Annotated in this window: 12 protein-coding genes; 1 reads left to right on the top strand and 11 read right to left on the bottom strand. The window is 74.5% G+C overall.

Features of this window, described 5'->3' with window-relative positions:
- Positions 1 to 5,629 (top strand): amino acid adenylation domain-containing protein (locus tag ACFVYI_RS36415; RefSeq protein WP_387893565.1); only part of this gene is annotated, 5,629 nt, incomplete at its 5' end.
- 42 nt (positions 5,630 to 5,671) lie between these two features.
- Here the strand turns inward: ACFVYI_RS36415 and ACFVYI_RS36410 are convergent.
- The 11 genes from ACFVYI_RS36410 to ACFVYI_RS36360 all read right to left on the bottom strand — a co-directional run bounded on the left by ACFVYI_RS36410 (position 5,672) and on the right by ACFVYI_RS36360 (position 18,179).
- Positions 5,672 to 6,319, bottom strand: a complete 648-nt coding sequence (locus tag ACFVYI_RS36410) for a response regulator (RefSeq protein ID WP_387893564.1) — start codon at positions 6,317 to 6,319, stop codon at positions 5,672 to 5,674.
- Positions 6,307 to 7,593, bottom strand: a complete 1,287-nt coding sequence (locus ACFVYI_RS36405) for a sensor histidine kinase (RefSeq protein ID WP_387893562.1) — start codon at positions 7,591 to 7,593, stop codon at positions 6,307 to 6,309. The genes ACFVYI_RS36410 and ACFVYI_RS36405 overlap by 13 nt, the downstream gene beginning before the upstream one ends.
- A gap of 115 nt (positions 7,594 to 7,708) precedes the next feature.
- Entirely contained in the window at positions 7,709 to 8,257 is a 549-nt protein-coding gene (locus tag ACFVYI_RS36400; RefSeq protein ID WP_387893560.1) for a YbaK/EbsC family protein, read from the bottom strand.
- Positions 8,258 to 8,283: 26 nt separating this feature from the next.
- Positions 8,284 to 9,372, bottom strand: coding sequence for a zinc-binding dehydrogenase (locus tag ACFVYI_RS36395; RefSeq protein WP_387893559.1), 1,089 nt, complete (start codon positions 9,370 to 9,372; stop codon positions 8,284 to 8,286).
- A gap of 28 nt (positions 9,373 to 9,400) precedes the next feature.
- A complete protein-coding gene (locus ACFVYI_RS36390) occupies positions 9,401 to 9,673 on the bottom strand; it encodes an acyl carrier protein (protein ID WP_387893557.1) in 273 nt (90 codons plus the stop codon).
- 58 nt (positions 9,674 to 9,731) lie between these two features.
- Positions 9,732 to 10,643 (bottom strand): alpha/beta fold hydrolase, encoded by a 912-nt coding sequence (locus ACFVYI_RS36385; protein ID WP_387893569.1) that lies wholly within the window; start codon positions 10,641 to 10,643, stop codon positions 9,732 to 9,734.
- A gap of 37 nt (positions 10,644 to 10,680) precedes the next feature.
- Positions 10,681 to 12,093: a condensation domain-containing protein gene (locus ACFVYI_RS36380; protein ID WP_387893556.1), complete on the bottom strand. Its 1,413-nt coding sequence runs from the start codon at positions 12,091 to 12,093 to the stop codon at positions 10,681 to 10,683.
- 31 nt (positions 12,094 to 12,124) lie between these two features.
- The gene (locus ACFVYI_RS36375; protein WP_387893555.1) at positions 12,125 to 12,898 is read right to left on the bottom strand and encodes an enoyl-CoA hydratase/isomerase family protein; all 774 of its coding nucleotides are present in this window, start codon (positions 12,896 to 12,898) and stop codon (positions 12,125 to 12,127) included.
- A gap of 57 nt (positions 12,899 to 12,955) precedes the next feature.
- A complete protein-coding gene (locus ACFVYI_RS36370; protein WP_387893553.1) occupies positions 12,956 to 14,674 on the bottom strand; it encodes an acyl-CoA dehydrogenase in 1,719 nt (572 codons plus the stop codon).
- Positions 14,671 to 16,431, bottom strand: a complete 1,761-nt coding sequence (locus tag ACFVYI_RS36365; protein WP_387893551.1) for an acyl-CoA dehydrogenase family protein — start codon at positions 16,429 to 16,431, stop codon at positions 14,671 to 14,673. The genes ACFVYI_RS36370 and ACFVYI_RS36365 overlap by 4 nt, the downstream gene beginning before the upstream one ends.
- Complete coding sequence (locus ACFVYI_RS36360; protein ID WP_387893550.1) at positions 16,428 to 18,179, bottom strand: fatty acyl-AMP ligase; 1,752 nt, start codon at positions 18,177 to 18,179, stop codon at positions 16,428 to 16,430. Before ACFVYI_RS36360 ends, ACFVYI_RS36365 begins: the two co-directional genes overlap by 4 nt.
- Between the last annotated feature and the right edge of the window lie 91 nt (positions 18,180 to 18,270).

Genomic DNA, 18,270 nt, shown 5'->3' with positions numbered 1-18,270 from the left:
CCTCGCCACCATCTGGGCCGACGTCCTCGACCTGCCCCAGGTCGGCATCGACGACAGCTTCTTCGACCTCGGCGGCGACTCCATCCGCGCCGTCCGCCTCGTCGGCGCCCTCCGCTCCGCCGGCCACGACGTCACCATCCGCGACGTCTTCCAGCAGCGCACCATCGCCGCCATGGCCAGCGCCCTCCCGGGCAACACCACCGGCGCCTCCCTGATCACCGCCGTCGAGCCCTTCGCCCTCATCGGCGACGAGGACCGCACGGCCCTCCCCGCCGGCGTCGTCGACGCCTACCCGCTCTCCCAGATCCAGACCGGCATGCTCGTCGAGATGCTCACGGCGGACGGCGGCAACAGCTACCACAACATCAACTCCTTCCGCCTGCCCGACTCGAAGCCCTTCGACGCCCCGGCGATGACCGAGGCCATCGCCATCCTGGCCGGCCGTCACGAGATCCTCCGGACCTCGGTCGACCTGACCGGCTACAGCCGGCCGCTCCAGCTCGTCCACGCCACCGTCGAGATCCCGTTCGCCGTCGAGGACCTGCGCGGCATGACCGGGGCCGAGCAGGACGCCCACGGCCGCGCGTTCGTCGCCGCCGCCCGGACGGCCGGGTTCGACCTGGTGAACGGTCCGCTGCTGCACCTGGCGGTCCACATCGAGTCGGCCGAGGCCTGGCGCCTGACGGTCAGCCACCTGCACGCGGTGACCGACGGATGGACGATCAACTCCTTCCTGATGGAGCTGGTCGGCTGCTACCAGGCGCTGCGGGACGGCCGCGAGCCGGCTGCCTACGAGGCCCCGGCGGTCCGGTACGCGGACTACGTCGCCGCCGAGGAGGCCGCGCTGGCGAGCAGCGAGGAGCAGGCCTTCTGGCAGGACGTCGTGGACGGGCACACCCCGCTGCGGATCCCGGCCACCTGGGCCGGCGCCGAGGACTCGGAGCAGCGCCACGCGATCCGCGTGCCGTTCGCCGACCTGGAGGACGGCCTGACCCGACTGGCCGCCGAGGCGAAGACCTCGATCAAGAGCGTCATGCTGGCCGCGCACCTCAAGGTGATGGGCAGCCTGACGGCCGAGGACGCCTTCCACACCGGCGTGGTCTACCACGGCCGCATGGAGGCCCCCGGCGCCGACCGGGTGCTCGGAATGCACCTCAACACCCTTCCCTTCCCCGCCACCCGTGGTGCCCGCACCTGGCGCGAACTGGTCGAGCAGACCTACGCCACCGAGACCGCCATCTGGTCCCACCGCCGCTACCCGCTGCCCGCCGTCCAGCGCGCCGCCGGGAACACCCGCGACCTGCTCACCGTGCTCTTCGACCACCAGGACTTCCACCAGGTCGACACCGGCACGGTGGACACCAGCGGTGGTCTGAACGACGGCCGCAACGAGTTCGGCCTGATGGCGATCGCCGGGGTCGGCCAGCTCAGCCTCGGGGCCGCGGTCTCGACGATGAGCCGGGAGAACCTGGAGCGGCTGGGCGCGATGTACCGGCTGGTGCTGGAGGCCATGGCCGCCGACGCCGACGGCGACGCCCTGGTCGTCCCGCTGGCCGAGGCCGACCGTCGGCTCGTCCCGGTGCGCCGGGCGCAGGCCGAGCAGCCTGCCCAGCCGTCGGACGAGCAGCAGGCCGCCCGTTGCCTGCACGAGCTGTTCGCCGCCCAGGCTGCCCGCACCCCGGACGCCATCGCCCTGACCAGCGGCGACCAGAGCCTGACCTACGCGGAGCTGGACGAGCGGGCCAACCGCATCGCCCACCACCTCATCGCCCTGGGCGCAGGCCCCGAGCGGATCGTCGGCCTCTCCCTGGAGCGCGGCCCCGACCTCATCCCCGCCCTGCTGGGCATCCTGAAGTCCGGCGCGGCCTACCTGCCGCTGGACCCGGCCAACCCGGCCGACCGCCTCGCCTACATGCTGGCCGACGCGGGATCGCCGATCCTGATGACCCACTCCGCCCTGGAGCCGATCGAGTTCGCGGGCGCCCGCGTCCTCATCGACGCCGACCAGGGCGCGATCGCCGCCCGCCCGGCCACCGCCCCGGTCACCGGCGTGCGCCCGGACAACCTGGCGTACGTCATCTACACCTCCGGTTCGACCGGCCTGCCCAAGGGCGTCGGCACCGCGCACGCCAACGTGCCGCGGCTGTTCACGGCGACCCGTGCGGACTTCCCGTTCGCCGCGGACGACGTGTGGGCGCTGTTCCACTCCTACGCCTTCGACTTCTCGGTCAAGGAGATCTGGGCCCCGCTGCTGCACGGCGGCCGCCTGGTGGTCGTCCCCGCGATGGTCGCCCGGTCGCCGCAGGAGCTGGTCGAACTGCTGGTGGCCGAGCGGGTCAGCGTGCTGTGCCAGACCCCGTCCGCGTTCCGCTCGCTGACCGGGCTGGTGCAGGAGGGCGACCCGCGCGTCGACCGACTGGCCCTGCGCGCGGTCGTGTTCGGCGGCGAGCGCCTGGACATGTCGCAACTGGCGGCGTGGACGGCGAAGTTCGGCGTGCAGCGGCCGGCCCTGATCAACATCTACGGGCCGACCGAGACCACCGTGCACTCGATCTACCACCGGGTGACGGAGCCGGACCTGACCCGGACGGCGTCCCCGATCGGCCTGCCGGTCGCCGACACCGTGATCCACCTGCTGGACGCCAACGGGCACCTGGTGCCGGACGGCGTGCCGGGCGAGATCCACGTGGGCGGCCCGGGCGTGGCCCGCGGCTACCTGAACCGCCCCGAGCTGACCGCCGAGCGGTTCGTGCCGGACCCGTACGGCCCGGCCGGCTCCCGCCTGTACCGCACCGGCGACCTCGCCTGGCGCCTGCCCGACGGCCGTTACGAGTCGCTGGGCCGGATCGACGGCCAGGTGAAGGTCCGCGGCTTCCGCATCGAGCTGGGCGAGATCGAGGCCCGGCTGCGCGAGCACCCGCTGGTGGCCGAGGCGACCGTGATCGTGCACCAGAACGAGGCCGGCGAGAAGTCGCTGGTCGCCTACCTGGTGCCGGCCGGCTCCGACACCCCGGACCTCGCGGCGGTGCGGTCGGACCTGGCGACGGCGCTGCCCGGCTACATGGTCCCGGCGGCGTTCGTCACCCTGGCGCAGATCCCGCTGACCACCAACGGCAAGGTGAACCGCCGGGCGCTGCCCGCGCCGGAGCAGGCGGTGAGCGTCGTGGGCGAGCACCACGTCGCGCCGCGCACCGAGCTGGAGGCCGCTCTGGCGGCGGTCTGGGCCGAGGTGCTGGGCCTGCCGCCGGTCGGCGTCGAGGACAGCTTCTTCGACCTCGGCGGCGACTCGATCCGCGCGGTGCGCCTGGTCGGCGCGATGCGCGAGGCCGGCCACGACGTGACCATCCGCGACGTGTTCGAGCAGCGGACGATCGCGGCCCTGGCCGCGGCACTGCCCGGCGGCGACGGCCGGTCGCTGATCACCGCCGTCGAGCCGTTCGCCCTGATCGACGAGGAGGACCGCCGGGACCTTCCGGCCGACGCGGTCGACGCCTACCCGCTCTCCCAGATCCAGACCGGCATGCTGGTCGAGCTGATGACGGGCGAGGGCGGCACGGCCTACCACCACATCAACTCCTTCCGGATCCCGGACACCCTGCCGTTCGCCGAACCGGCGCTGCGGCGGGCCCTGGAACTGCTGGCGGACCGCCACGAGCTGCTGCGCACCTCGGTGCACCTGACCGGGTTCGGCCGGCCGCTCCAGCTGGTGCACGCCGCCGCCGAGGTCCCGGTCACCGTGCACGACCTGCGCGGCCTGACCGAGGCCGAGCGGGCCGAGCGGGCGCGCGGTTACGTGGCCGAGGAGCGGGCCCGCGGGTTCGAGCTGACGGCCGCGCCGCTGCTGCGGATCGCCGTGCACGTCGAGTCGGACGAGGCCTGGCGGGTCACCGCGAGCCACATCCACGCCGTCACCGACGGCTGGACGCTCAACTCGCTGCTGATGGAGCTGCTCGACACCTACCGGACGCTGCGCGACGGCGGGACGCCGGCCGCCCACCAGGCCCCCGCGGTCCGGTACGCGGACTACATCGCCGCCGAGCTGACCGCCCTGTCCGACCCGGCCGACCAGGCCTTCTGGCAGGACGTGGTCGACCGGCACAGCCCGCTGGAGCTGCCCGCCACCTGGCGGGACCGGAGCGCCGGGTCGCAGCTGCTCAACGTCGAGTACGCGGACCTGGAGGAGAGGCTGCGGGCGCTGGCCACCGGCGCGAACACCTCGCTCAAGACGGTGCTGCTGGCCGCGCACCTCACGGTGATGGGCTCGCTGAGCACGGCTCCGGCCTTCCACACGGGCGTGGTCTACCACGGCCGTCTGGAGGCGCCGGGCGCGGAGCGGGTGCTCGGCATGCACCTCAACACCCTGCCCTTCCCGGCCGCCCGGGGCGCGAGGACCTGGCGCGACCTGGTGGCGCAGGTCTTCGGCACCGAGACCGAGCTCTGGTCGCACCGCCGCTACCCGCTGCCCGCCATCCAGCGGGCGGCCGGGCACGGCCGGGCGGCGCTGAGCGTGATGTTCGAGTTCCTCGACTTCCACCAGGTCGACCGCGACACGGTGGACGTCCGGGCCTCGCTGAACGACGGCTCCAACGAGTTCGCCCTGACCGTGATCGCCGCCGGCGGCCGGATCGGGCTCAGCACCGGGGCCGGCGCGCTCGGTCGGACGCAGCTGGAGCAGCTCGTCGCGATGTACCGGCTGGTGCTGGAGGCGATGGCCGCCGACCCGGACGGGGACGCGACCGCCGGCTACCTGCCGGCCCCCGCGGTGCCCGTGCGGGCGCCCGCAGCCGAGGTGGAGCAGCCGATGCTCGTCGGGCTGATCGCCGAGCAGGCGGCCCGCACGCCGAAGGCGGTGGCCGTGGTCACGGGTGAGCGCACGCTGAGCTACCGCGAGGTGGACGAGTACGCCAACCGGATCGCGCACCACCTGACCGCCCTCGCGGTCGGTCCGGGTGCGGTGGTCGGGGTCCTGCTGGCCCGCGGGGCCGAGCTGGTCCCGGTGCTCCAGGGCGTGTGGCGCGCCGGCGCCGCGTACCAGCTGATCGACCCGGCCGCCGCGACGGAGCCGGTCGACCCGCGGGTCACCTTCCTGATCACCGATCGGGCGGTGGCCGGGGGCTTCACCGGCGGGGTGCTGCGGCTGGACGCCGAGGCGGCGCAGCTCGCCGCCCGACCGGCCGGAGCGCTGCCGGTCGCGGCCTCGCCGGAGGGGGCGGCCTGCCTGCTGGACGGCGTACTGGTCGACCACCGCGAGCTGGGCCGGCTGCTGGAGAAGGTCCGGGCCGAGCTCGGCGGGATCCGGCGCGGCGCCTGGCTGGCGGCCGCTCCGGGGGCCGGGGTCCGGGCGGCGGCGGAGCTGCACCTGCCGCTCACCGGCGGCGCCCGGGTGGTGCTGGCGTCCGAGGCCGCGGCCGCGGACCCGGCGGCGCTGGTCGCCCTGGTGGACGCGCAGCGCGTCACCCACGTCCAGGCCACGCCGGAGGACTGGCGGCAGCTGCTGGCGGCGGGCTTCGACAGCCACACGGTGACCGCCCTGGTGGCCGGCGGGTCCGCGCCGGACTCCGAGGACGTGCTCGACGAGCTGCGGACCCGCGCCCAGCGGGTGGTGGCCGGCGTCGGCACCGTCCACTAGCGGTGGAAGGCCCGAGGGCCGGACAGGCTTCGGAGGGGCCGGTCAGCGGCCTTCCAGGAAGCGCAGCACGGCGCGGACCCGGCGATGGCCGCCGGCGTCCTCCCGGGGCAGGTCGAGCTTGGTGAGGATGCTGTTGATGTGCTTGCCGACGGCGCTGTCGCTGATCCCCAGCGCGGAGGCGATCGAGGAGTTCGACTGGCCCTCGGCCATCAGCGCGAGCACCTCCCGTTCCCGCTCGGTCAGCCGGTCGAGCGGGCCGCTCTGCCGGCGCAGCAGCAGCTGGGAGACGACCTCGGGGTCGAGCGCGGTGCCGCCGGCGGCGACCTTGCGCAGCGCGTCCACGAACTCCTCGACGTGCGCGACGCGTTCCTTCAGCAGGTAGCCGATGCCGCTGGGGTTGGTGGCGACCAGCTCCGCGGCGTAGCGCTCCTCGACGTACTGGGAGAGCAGCAACAGGGCAGTGTCCGGCCAGCGACGGCGGATCACCAGTGCGGCCCGCACGCCCTCGTCGGTGTGCGAGGGCGGCATCCGGACGTCGAGGATGGCGACGTCCGGCCGGTGCTCCTCGACGGCGACGAGCACCTCCTCGGCGTCGCCGACGGCGGCGGCCACCTCGAAGCCCATCGTCTCCAGGACGTTGGTCAGGCCGACTCGCAGGAGGACGGAGTCCTCGGCGATCACGACGCGCACGGCAGCTCCACGGTGATGGTGGTCGGGCCCCCGACGGGGCTGGTGATCTGGAAGGTGCCGTCCACCGAGCGGGCACGACGGCTCAGGCCGGCGATGCCGGTGCCCCGGCTCTGGTCGGCGCCGCCCACGCCGTCGTCGGTGACGACGATGCGCAGCCGGTCGGTGACGCGGTCCACCCGCACGGCGGCGCGTTCGGCGCGGGCGTGCTTGGCGACGTTGTTGAGGGCCTCGGCGACGACGAAGTAGGCGACGGACTCGATGGCCGTCGGGGGGCGGCGGTCCACCGCCACCTCCAGGTCGACGGGCAGCGGGGCGCGGGCGGCGACGCCGGACAGCGCGGCGTCCAGGCCGCGGTCGTCCAGCACCGCCGGGTGCAGGCCGCGGACGAGGTGCTTCAGCTCGGCGATGGCCTCCAGCGCCTCCTGGTGCGCCTTGACGATGACGCCCGCGGCGTTCGGCCCGGCGTCGGTCAGGGTGGCCCGGGCCAGGCCGAGGTTCATCGCCAGGGCGACCAGGCGCTGCTGGGTGCCGTCGTGCAGGTCGCGCTCGATCCGGCGCCGTTCGGCGTCGGCGGCGGCCACCATGCCGTTGCGGCCCTCGGTCAGGTCGTCGACGCGCTCGGCGAGGCGCTCGGCCCGGCTGGGCCCGAGCAGTCGACGGGCCAGGTAGCCGTCCGCGCCGACCACCAGCGCCGTCACCCAGGGCATCGCGAGGACGAGCAGCAGGCCGCCGACGGTGAACGCCGCGGCGCGCGACCGGACCTGGTCGGGCAGCGCCCAGATCCAGCCGTAGGCGCCGGCCAGGGCGATGCCGTAGAGCCAGCCGGCCAGGACGGCGAGTCCGGCGAGCCCGAGCACCGGCCCGGCCAGGACGTGATAGCCGAGCTGCCGCCAGGCGGCCTGCGAGCGGAACGAGGTGGCGACCCCGCGCCAGCTGAGCCGGATCGTGCTGTGGCCGGCACGCGGGATCGACTGGCCGAGCAGGTAGCGGAACCGGCGGTGCTGGGCCTCGTTCAGGGCGGTGACCGAGAGCAGCAGGAAGGCGAGCGGTCCGACCACGGTCAGCATCAGCTGGGTGATCTCCAGCGGCCAGTAGAGCCAGTCGTCCGCGGGTTCGACGAACAGCAGCCAGGGCACCGCCACGAGCGAGAAGGAGACCAGCTGGAGCGGGACGCCCAGGCAGAGGAACACGATGTCCCGCCAGACCAGCACCGACCACGGCGCGCGGCCGAGCGCGAGGGTGAGCAGCCGCCGCGGGGCTGTGCCGGTTGTCATGCGCCCACCGTAGTTGGCAGGCCGAAGGAGTGTCATGTCGCGCCTGTTCCGGGGAAAGGGGAAGGTGGCACCCCTTGTCGAGAAGGAGTGCCACCTGTGTGGAGCCCTGTGGTGATCAGGTGATCGGGACCACCTGGGGGCGGGCCAGCCGCAGGTAGTCGGCCGACCTGATCGCGACCGACCGGTCCAGCCGGGCGGCGTTGAAGTACAGCTCCGGCACGTCGAAGAGGGCCGGGTCGGCGAGGACCTGGAGGTCCGGGTGGAAGGAGAACGGGGTGATCGTCCCGCTCACCGTCGCGCCGAGCGCTTCGGCGGCGTCCTGTTCGGCGAACCGTGCCTTGCCGCCGCCGGCCACCCGGGCGACCTGCTTGAGGTCGACCCGGCGGTCGCCGGGTATCACGGCCAGCACGTGGCGGGCGGGCCGGCCGCCCTTGGTGACGGTGACCACCATGCACTTGGCGGCGGCGGAGAGCTCGTGGCCCCGCAGCTCGCTGGCGAGCGTGGTCTGTCCCTCCGGCGGGTGGTCCATCAGCCGGTAGGCGATGTCCCCCTGGTGGAACAGGTCGAGGAGTCGTCGGTAGGTGGACGGCGGGGCGAGGTCGGCCGGGTCGGGGCGTTCCAGCAGGCCCACCGCCGCGGACTGTTCTGACGTGTCGACGAGCATTGGTCCTCCACGCTTGGTTGGCTGGGTCAGACGACGGGCCGGTCCAGCGAAGGATCGACGATGATCTTCGCGTGCCGGTCCGGCTCACTGAGTTCTGCGATCGCCCCGGTCAGTCCGTCCAGGCCGGTCACCCCGGTGATCACGGCACCGGCGTCTATCCGGCCTTCCGCGATGTCGCGCAGCGTCTGGCGGTACTCGGTCGGGCTGCCGCCGAAGGAGCCGCGGATGTCCAGCTCCTTGCCGACGGCCACCCCGGGGTCGAAGGTGTCCGGGCGCAGGCAGACGCCGACGAGCACGATGCGGGCGCCGGCCGGTGCCCCGTCCACGACCCGGGCGAGCATGCCGGGCGTGCCGACGCACTCGAAGATGACGGCGTCCTTGATCCGCACGCCCCGGTACTCGGCGGCCATCCGGTCCATCATCCCGGGGATCACCCCGAGCGAGGTCCAGCGGTCGTACGGGGACTCGACGGCCGGGTCGATCAGGATGTCGGCGCCGAGGCGCTCGGCCAGTGCCCGGCGGCGCGGCGAGAAGTCCACCGCGACGACCGGGCCCAGGCCCCTGGCCTTGAGCACCGCGACGATGCCCAGGCCCACCGGGCCCAGGCCGATCACCACGGCGACCGAGCCGGGGGCCGCCTCGGCCCGTCGGACGGCCCGGGCGGCGATCGAGAACGGCTCGGTGAGCGCGGCCGTCTTCGGGTCGAGCCCGTTGGGCACCGGCATGGTGAAGGCCTCGGAGAGGATCATGTACTCGCCGAAGCCGCCGGGGAAGGCCGGCGTGTAGCCGATGATCCCGCTGCCCTGCGGTCCGAAGCCGATCGGCGGTCCGCACACCACGGTGCCGGTCGGCAGAGCCCGGACGGTGCCCGGGCCGTAGTCGACGATCTCGGCGGCGAACTCGTGGCCGAGCACGAGCCCCTCGCGGATGTCGTGGGTGCTCCCGCCCGTGCGGCGCATGACGTCGCCGAACGCGTCGGGGTCGTCGAGGGCGTGCAGGTCCGAGCCGCAGATGCCGCAGGCCAGGGTGCGGACCAGCACCTGTCCGGCCTGCGGCACCGGGTCGGGGACCTCCTCGACGACGAGTGCGCCCCCACGGGTGATGGCGGCACGCATGGTCGGTCTCCTCTCTGTCGGTGCGGGGTCAGGCCTGCTCGGCGATCTTCTCGGCGAGCAGGCCGGAGAGGGCGTCGATGGTGGGGTAGTCCCAGGCCAGGGTGGGCTCCAGCTCGACGTCGAACTCGTCCTCCGCGTCGCCGCACAGGGCCAGCGCGTAGACCGACTCCAGGCCGTACTCGACCAGCTTGACGTCCGGCCGGATCTGCTCGACCGGGATCTCCAGGTAGAAGGCCACCCGGTCGGTGAGCCAGGCGCGCAGCTCGGTGAGGTCCTGGGTCTGCTCGATGGACGTGGTCATGGTGGTAACTCCTCGGGAAGGTCGGAAATCGTGGGAAGGCGTGGTGACGGATGTCGGGTCAGTCCAGTGCGGCCGCGAACTCGGCCAGGGCGGCGGTGACTTCGGCCGGCCGCTCCTGCTGGGTCCAGTGGCCGCAGCCGGGCAGCAGCACGCTGCGGTGCAGCCGGGGTGCCCAGCGCCGCAGTTCGTCCTCCAGCCGGTCGGGGTCCTGGCCGCGGATGACGAAGTCGTCCGTACCGGCCAGGTAGAGCGCCGGGACCTGGATCGCGGCCTTGTTGAGCGGGGCGGTGAGCTCCCAGTTGCGGTGCAGGTTCCGGTACCAGTTCAGGCCGCCGGTGAAGCCGGTGGCGCCGAGCGCCCCGGCGTAGACGGCGAGGTCCTGCTCGGTCAGCCAGTCGGGCAGCCGGTCGGGCTCCGGGTACAGGTCGAGGAAGCCGCCGCCGTCCGGGACGACCGGATCGAAGGGCGCCGCGCCGCCGCTGGTGCCGGCCAGCAGCCGGCGCAGTGCGGCGGGTACGTCGCGGCTCAACTCCCGCTCGGCCGCGCCGGGTTCCTGGAAGTACAGCATGTAGAAGCGCTCGCCCATGGCGCGCCGCATCGCGGGCAGCGGCGGCAGGCCGGGCCGCGGCCGGTAGGGGATGCTCATCCCGGCCACGCCGCGGACCAGGTCCGGGCGCATCAGCGCGGTGTGCCAGGCGACCTGGGAGCCCCAGTCGTGTCCGGCCACCACCGCCCGGTCCTCGCCGAGCGCGCCGATCAGCGCGACGACGTCGCCGACCAGGTGGTGGATGGTGTACTGGCCGGCCTCGGCGGGGCACTCGCTGAGCCCGTAGCCGCGCATGTCGGGGGCGACCACCCGGTAGCCGGCCTCGGCCAGCCCGGTGAGCTGGTGGCGCCAGGAGTACCAGAGCTCGGGGAAGCCGTGCACCAGCACGATCAGCGGCCCCTCGCCGGCCTCGGCGACGTGCATCCGCCGGCCGGCCACCCGCAGGGTCCGGTGGACGATCTCAGCCAACGCGCCGCCCTCCCCCGCCGGTGGCGAAGCCGAGCATCAGGTCCATCGCGGCCGCGTCCACCAGGGCGAGGCGCGCGACGGCGGCGTCCGGGTCGGCCAGGGCCGCGTCGACGGCCCGGACGAAGTAGCCGGCGAAGCGCTCGATGGTGGCCTCGTCGAACAGGTCGACGTCGTAGCGGAAGTCGACGGCCAGCGAGTCGACGCTCTGCCGCACGTTCACCGCGAGGTCCAACTGGCCTTCGGCCTGCGGGAGTTCGAAAGGTGCGATGCGCAGCCCGGCGAACTCGGCCGGCGCGCCGTCGGCGGCGTCCAGCAGCAGCCGCAGCAGCGGGTCGGGGCTGCTGGTGCCGATCATGTTGAAGGTGATCCGGCAGAGGGCGGAGCCGGCGCCGACCCGCGGCCGGTTGACCGTCCGGGTGAGCAGCTCGAACGGGTAGCCGACCCGGCCGAGGCCCGCCTTGACCTGCCCGTCGACGGCCCGGGCCGCGTCGCGGAAGCTCGCCCCCGGCGCCAGGTCGGCCCGGAACAGCAGGGTGTTGATGAAGTTCCCGACCACCTCGCGGGTCGCCGGGCTCAGCCGGGTGGTGGTCGGCGCGCCGACCAGGAAGGCGTTCTGCCGGGTGTAGCGGTGCAGCAGGCCCTGGAAGATCCCGAGCAGGAGGGAGAACAGCGAGACCTCGTCGGCCAGCGCCAGCTCGCGCAGCCCGGCCACCCGCGGGCCGCTCAGGTCCAGGTGGTAGGTGCTGCCGGTGTGGCTCGAACTCGCCGGACGGGGGCGGTCGGTGGGGATCTCGGCCGGGGCCGCCCCGGCGCAGAACCCGTGCCAGTACTGCTCCATCCGGGCGCCGCGCGGCGAGCCGAGCAGGTCGCGCTCCCGGGCCGCGTAGTCGTCGTAGTCCGCCGCGAGGGGGGCGAGGTCGGGCTCCTGGCCGTCGACCACGCGCCGGTAGCTCTGCAGCAGGTCGCGCAGGATCAGCCAGTTGGAGGTGGCGTCGGTGCCGATGTGGTGGCCGGCCATCAGCAGGACGGCGTCCTCGGCGCCGCGGCGCAGCAGGACGAAGCGGAACGCGCCGTCGCGCTCCAGCCGGAACGGCTCGCGCAGCGCGTCGCGGACCGCGGTGCGGAGCTGCTCGTCGCCCAGGCCCGGCAGCTCGCGCAGCTCCAGGCCCAGCGGGTGCCGGTCGGTGACGGTGCGGGCGGCCCCGCCGTCGTGCTCGGCGAAGAGCGAGCGGAGCATGTCGTGCCGCTCGGCGGTGGCCTCGATCGCCCGCTCCAGGGCGGGCAGGTCGACGGCGGAGCGGACGGTGAGGGCCACGCCGGTGTTGTAGACCGCGGCGTCCGGCGCCAGCCGGTAGAGGAACCAGAGCGACTGTTGCGCGTGGGAGAGGGGGTGCGGGCTCGACATCGTCGTCCTTCGTTGCGGTGGGGTGGGCGGGTCAGCGGCCGATGAACCGCGGAGGTTCCCCGGCGAGGTGCGCCCGCAGGCCCTCCCGCTGGTCGGCGGTGGCGAACAGGGCGGCGAACCGGTGCCGTTCGAGGTCCAGACCCTCGGCCGGCGGTCGACCGAGGCCCTCGTCGACGGCCTGCTTGGCGGCGCCCAGGGCGGCCGTCGGCCCGTCGGCGAACCGCTCGGCCAGCCGCTGGGCGCAGGCGTGCACCTCGGCGTCGGGGACGACCTCGTCGACCAGGCCGATCTCCAGCGCCCCGGCCGCGTCCAGCTGCCGTCCGGTCATGATCAGCCACTTGGCCCGCGCCGGGCCGACCAGCCGGGGCAGCCGCTGGGTGCCGCCGGTGCCGGGGATGATCCCCAGTCCGATCTCCGGCAGGCCGAGCACGGCCCCGGCCCCGGCCACCCGGAAGTCGGCGCAGAGCGCGAGTTCGAGCCCGCCGCCCAGGGCGAAGCCGGCGATCGCGGCCACCACCGGCTTGGGGATCGCGGCGATCGCGGCGAACCCGGTGTGCAGCCGGGCGGTGTACGCGTCCACCTCGGCGGGGGTGCACGCGGCCATCGCCGCGACGTCCGCGCCGGAGCCGAAGACCCGCCTGCCGCCGGTGAGGATCACGGCCCGGACGGCCGGGTCCGAACCGACCCGCTCGGCGGCCCCGGCCAGCTCCGCGGGCAGCACCGGGTCGGCGCCGCTGATGGTCGGGCGCAGCAGCCGGATGGTCGCCACCGCCCCGGTCTCCTCGACCCGTACGAACTTTCCCATGCTCTCTTCCTGTCACTGGGCGGCACCGGCGGCTCCCGCCGGGAGCCGGCGGGATGCTCAGGCGAGGTGTCGGCCGATCAGGTCGAATCCGGCACCGCTCTCGTAGCGGTCCATCAGCTCGCGGAACACCGCCGGACGGACCGCGTCCACCCCGGGCACCGGCGGGCAGCCGAGCCGGGCGGTGAGCCGGGCCAGCGCCGCGACGACCCAGTCGGGCCGGCGCGCGAACCCGCCCGGGTGGTCCGGGTTGTTCAGCCACACGCCCAGGCAGCAGGCGGCGGCCAGCAGCACCGCGTAGCGGTGGGTGAGTTCGAAGCTCACCGGACCGGCCAGCGGGGTCCGGTCCCGGGGCGCGAGCTCCTGGCAGGCCTGCTTGAGCGCGGTCAGCTCGTCCACCAGCTGGGCGGCGAGCCGGCCCAGGACCGGTTCGTCGCGCACCCGGGCGGCCGCGTCCACCAGGCTCCCCAGCAGCGGGTCGTGCCGCCCGGCGGTGGTGCTCAGCCGGTCGAAGTCCAGCTCGGGCAGGTCCCCGGCCAGGTGGAAGACGGCGGCCGGGGCCGGTTCGCCGACCAGCCAGGCGGCGCGGGCCAGCCGGGGCAGCTGCGGGATGACGGTGGCCTGGCAGACCGTGCCGCCGGCGTGCACCAGCGAGGCGACCGGGAGGTCCCGGGCGTGCTTCTGGAACACCGCGTGCGGCCCCTCGCGCAGGAACGAGCGGGCGCCCAGCACCTGGCCCAGGGCGTCGACGGTGTCCTTGAAGAGCAGCGGCACCAGGTACTTGACGGCCGCCGCGTAGACGCTGGTCTGCCCGGGCAGCAGGTGCAGCGCCCGGCAGACCGTGGTGGCGAAGGCGTCGGCCGCCTGGAGGTCCACGAAGGCGTCGGTGAGCACCGAGCGGGCGTGCGGCAGGTCGGCCACCGTGCGGTGGTACAGGTGCCGGCCCACCGCGAAGCCGGTCACCGTGCGCAGCTGCTGGTCCACCGCGCCGAGCGCGGCGGCGGGCAGCACCGCCCGGGTGACCTGGAAGGACCGCAGGATGGTCTCCATGGCCCCGCCGACCTCGCCGGCCACCGCGGTCACCGGCACCGGGCAGTCGTCGAACTCCAGCCCGCCCAGGTACATCGCGCGCACGCCGACGGTGCGGTAGCGCGGCAGGAAGCGCAGCCGGTCGCGGGGCGCGGTGGCCATGTCGACCAGCACCATCGAGTGGCTGCGGCTGCCGGGCTCCGGGCTGGTGCGGGCCAGCACGGTGACGGCCTCGGCGCGGGCCAGGTTGTTGATGATCTCCTTGCGGCCGTCGAGGACCAGGTGGTCCTGCCGCAGGGTGCCGCGGAAGGCGGTGTTCGAGACGTCGTTGCCGGTGGACATGTCGGTGTAGGCGGCGGCGATCCGGCCGTTGCGGCACAGGACGTCCGCGAGCCAGCGCTGTTGCTGATCGCCGCCCTGGGCCCACACGTTGACCGCGCCGACCAGGTTGCTGGCGCCGTGACCGAGGCCGAGCGCGGCGTCGCGGCGGAACAGCGGGCGCAGCACCCGGGCCAGCCGGTCGGCCCGGTCGAGCCGGCCGCCGAGCCGCCGCGGCACGAACTCGGCGCCCAGCCCGTAGGCGTCCAGGACGCGCTCGCCGGCCGAGAGCAGGTCGCCGCGCTCGTCGGCGGCCACGAAGGCGGCGAAGCCCAGCGGGTTGTCCTGGTACTCGGGGTCGCCGAACAGGGTCTCCAGCGGTGCCGGGGTGCCCAGATCGCCGTAGCAGTCGGGGATGGTGACGGTGGTCATCGGCTGCCCTTCACCAGGGGGTAGTACAGCAGGGACGGGAGGGTGCCGGTGCGTTGCTGGTCCTCCAGGAACGGCACCAGGCGCTCCAGCAGGTCGTCGCCGGGCACCGGGCGCCGCGGGCCGTGGCCGAGCCGGGTCAGCACCCGGGCCAGCGCCGCCTCCAGCCACAGCCCGTCGGCCCACAGGCCGTGGCCGTGCTCGGGCGCCTCGCGGTTGCGCAGCCAGAGCTGGACGGCGGCCGCGGCCGCGTACAGCAGGGCGTACCGCTCGGCCAGGTCGAAGGCCGCGCGTGGCGCCTCGACCGGGGTCGGCCGGTGGGCGGCCAGTTCGACCGCCAGGCCGTCGACCGCGGCCAGCAGCGCCTCGGCCCGCCGTCCGAGCGAGGCCGGGACGGTGCCCTGCGCGGCCAGCCGTCCGAGCTCGGCCACCGCGGCGGGCAGCGCCTGCAGCACGCTGGAGCCGCCGCGCGGCAGCAGGCTGAGCCGCTCGCGGGCGAGGGGCGCCAGCGGCGCGCCCAGGTCGGCGGCCGCGGCCAGCCCGGCCTCGTCCACCGTCCGCTTGCGCAACTGGCGGGCCAGCAGCGGGAAGTGGTTGATCAGCGCGTGCAGGTTGACCAGCGAGTTGCCGTCGAAGATGCCGACGATCCGGTGGTCGCGCTGGACCTTCTGGAAGCGGCCGTGCTGGTAGGTCTCGCCGACCAGCAGCGAGCGCGACCCGAGCACGGTGCCGAGCCGGTCGATCACCTGGTCGACCAGGGTGGGCACCAGGTACTTGGTGACGGCCGAGGAGACGGCCAGCTCGCCGGGCAGCGCGTGGATGCTGCGGACGGCCACCGTGCTCACCGCCTCGGCGAGCAGCACGTCCGCGTACGACTGCGCCAGCAGCCTTCGGGTCTGCGGGAGTTCGGCCAGCAGCCGGCCGTAGGCCTGCCGCTCCAGGGCGTAGCCGGTGGCCAGCGTGAGCGCGTTGTCGGCGGCGCCGAGCGACAGCGCGGCGCACATGGTGCGGGTCAGCTGGAGGCTCTTGAGGACGATCTCGGCGCCGTCGCCCTCGCCGCCGACCAGCGCGTCGGCCGGCACCCGGGCGTCGGTGAAGGCCACCCCGCTGATGTCGGCGCCGCGGATGCCGTGCAGCTTCACGGCCGGCAGCGGCCGGTAGCCGGGCTGCGCGAGGCCGGACTTGTCGATCATCAGCAGGCTGAAGCCGCGCGCGTCGCCGGCCTCGCCGGTGCGGGCCAGCAGGCAGACCAGCCGGCCCCGGTTGGCGTTGTTGATGAGCCACTTCTCGCCGCTCACCCGGTAGCCGTCCCCGGTCGGCACGGCGACGACCTCGCCGGCCAGCAGGTCGCTGCCGTGGTCGCGCTCGGTCAGGCCCCAGGAGACGACCGTCCCGTCGAGCACCCGGGCGGCCAGCTGCTCGGCCTGCTCCCGGCTGCCGCCGACCCAGACCGACACCGCGCCCAGGAAGGTCTTGCCGTGCGCGATGGCGACGGTGAGGTCCCGGCGGGCGACGGCCCGCATCAGCTGCAGGACGTGCTCGTAACTCTCCAGCGCCCCGCCGTACTCGGCCGGGACGTAGTGCCGGGGCAGCCCCAGCAGGTCCAGCTCGCGGCAGATCTCGACCGGGAACTCCTCCCGGTCGTCCAGGGCGCCGCAGCGCGCGTAGGAGAACAGCCGTCCGCCGTCCTCGGGGTCGCCGAGGGCGCGGTCCAACTCCTCGGCGATCCGCCGGGAGGCGTGGGTCGCGGCGTGGGTCATCGCGCACCGGCCGTGCTGCGGTAGCGGGCGGCGGTGGCCGGGTCGAGGTCCTCGACCACGGGCTCCAGCGCTCCGGTCATGAAGAGCTCGCGCATGAGCGAGCGCTGCACCTTGCCGCTGGTGGTCTTGCGGACCTGGCCGGGCCGCAGCAGCACCAGGTTGGGGATCCGCACGCCGACCCGCTCGGCGAGCCGGCCGCGCAGCTGCCGGGCGAAGTCGGTCAGCTCCTCGGGGGCGCCGGGGCGGCGGCGTACCTCGTGCATCACCACGATCTGCTCGCCGGCTCCCGGCACCGTGCAGACGCTGCCGCTGAGTCCGTTGAACGCCTCGTCCAGCGAGGCGAGTTCGCGCTCGATGTCGTGCGGGTAGAGGTTGCGACCGTTGATGATCAGGACCTCCTTGATCCGCCCGGTGACGTACAGCCGGCCCTCGTGCAGGGCGCCGGTGTCGCCGGTGCGCAGGTAGCCCGCCGCACCCTCCGCGGTGACGGCGCGGAAGGTCGCCCCGGTCGCCTCGGGGTTGCGCCAGTAGCCGGCGGCCACGCTGTCGCCGCGGACCCAGATCTCGCCGATCCCGCCGTCCGGGAGGGTGGCGGCGGTGGCCGGGTCGACGATCCGCACGTCGAGGTCGTGGACGGTCCCGCTGCTCACCAGCAGCGGGCCGTCGGCGCCCGGGGCGACCGGGCGCAGCTCGTTGGCGGCGAGCGCCTCGGCGTCGACGGCCGTCAGGGCCGGTGTCTCGCCGCGCGTCGTGCCGGAGACCAGCAGGGTGGTCTCGGCCATGCCGTAGCAGGGGTTGAACTGGTCGAGCCGGAAGCCCGCCGGGGCGAACCGCCCGGTGAACCGCTGCAGGGTGGCGGCGCTGACCGGCTCCGCGCCGTTGCCCGCGCTGACCAGGCTGCCCAGGTCCAGTCCGGCCAGCTGGGCGTCGGTCACCCGGCGGGCGCACAGGTCGTAGGCGAAGTTCGGGGCGACCGTGTGGGTGGCGCGCCGGCTGCTGATCAGCTCCAGCCACACGTGCGGGCGGCGCAGGAAGGCCATCGGTGCGAGCTGGTAGCCGACGGCGCCGACGTACAGCGGCGCGATCAGGGCGCCGATCAGGCCCATGTCGTGGTGCTGGGGCAGCCAGCAGGCGCCGCGGCTGTCGCGCTCCAGCGCGAAGGCACGCGCGATCAGGCCGATGTTGTGGCGCAGCGAGCGCTGGGTGACCATCACGCCCTTGGGCGAGCTGGTCGAGCCCGACGTGTACTGGATGAACACCAGGTCGTCGTCGGCGGTCGGCGGCACCTGCCAGTCGGGGGCGGGCGCCAGCTCCAGCAGGTCGGTGGCCACGCAGGGCAGCTCCGTGTCACCGGCCTGCTCCAGCATGGCGACGGCCGTCCCGTGGTTGGCCGCGTCGGTCAGCACCAGGCGGATGTCGGCGTCCCGCACGATGCCGTCCGTGCGGGAGCTGTGGCCGCGCTGGGTGCTGGGCTGGGGCGCCGGAACGGCCACCACGCCCGCGTACAGACAGCCCGCCAGTGCGGCCACGAACTCGGGCCCGGCCCCGTACAGCAGCATCACGCGCTCGCCGACGGCGCACCGCTCACGCAGCCAGGAGGCGACCGAGCGGGCCTTGCGGTCGAGGTCCCCGAAGCTCAGCGGCTGCTCCGACCAGCCGTCGGAGGTGGCCTCGACGAAGACCAGGGCGGTGCGGTCGGGGGTTTCGCGGCCGTGCCGCTCCAGTCGGGTCACCAGGTGATCGGCCATCAGGGCGGCCTCATTTCGGTCAGGGGTGGACGATGGCGTGGGGGACGGCGGCGCCGGCGGGACGGCGACGGGGGGACCCGGCCGGGGGCGG

The sequence above is a fragment of the Kitasatospora sp. NPDC058218 genome, assembly GCF_042882445.1.
GTDB lineage: Bacteria > Actinomycetota > Actinomycetes > Streptomycetales > Streptomycetaceae > Kitasatospora.
The sequence above is the reverse complement of the archived record's forward strand: the minus strand, read 5'-3'. Positions and strand labels throughout refer to the sequence as shown.

Bases quoted from the DNA above. Each gene is read 5' to 3' on its own strand.
- ACFVYI_RS36405 (WP_387893562.1), bottom strand. From the start codon at position 7,593: ATGACAACCGGCACAGCCCCGCGGCGGCTGCTCACCCTCGCGCTCGGC.
- ACFVYI_RS36365 (WP_387893551.1), bottom strand. From the start codon at position 16,431: ATGACCCACGCCGCGACCCACGCCTCCCGGCGGATCGCCGAGGAGTTG.
- ACFVYI_RS36375 (WP_387893555.1), bottom strand. From the start codon at position 12,898: ATGGGAAAGTTCGTACGGGTCGAGGAGACCGGGGCGGTGGCGACCATC.
- ACFVYI_RS36400 (WP_387893560.1), bottom strand. From the start codon at position 8,257: ATGCTCGTCGACACGTCAGAACAGTCCGCGGCGGTGGGCCTGCTGGAA.
- ACFVYI_RS36385 (WP_387893569.1), bottom strand. From the start codon at position 10,643: ATGCACGTCGCCGAGGCCGGCGAGGGGCCGCTGATCGTGCTGGTGCAC.
- ACFVYI_RS36390 (WP_387893557.1), bottom strand. From the start codon at position 9,673: ATGACCACGTCCATCGAGCAGACCCAGGACCTCACCGAGCTGCGCGCC.
- ACFVYI_RS36395 (WP_387893559.1), bottom strand. From the start codon at position 9,372: ATGCGTGCCGCCATCACCCGTGGGGGCGCACTCGTCGTCGAGGAGGTC.
- ACFVYI_RS36360 (WP_387893550.1), bottom strand. From the start codon at position 18,179: ATGGCCGATCACCTGGTGACCCGACTGGAGCGGCACGGCCGCGAAACC.
- ACFVYI_RS36370 (WP_387893553.1), bottom strand. From the start codon at position 14,674: ATGACCACCGTCACCATCCCCGACTGCTACGGCGATCTGGGCACCCCG.
- ACFVYI_RS36380 (WP_387893556.1), bottom strand. From the start codon at position 12,093: ATGTCGAGCCCGCACCCCCTCTCCCACGCGCAACAGTCGCTCTGGTTC.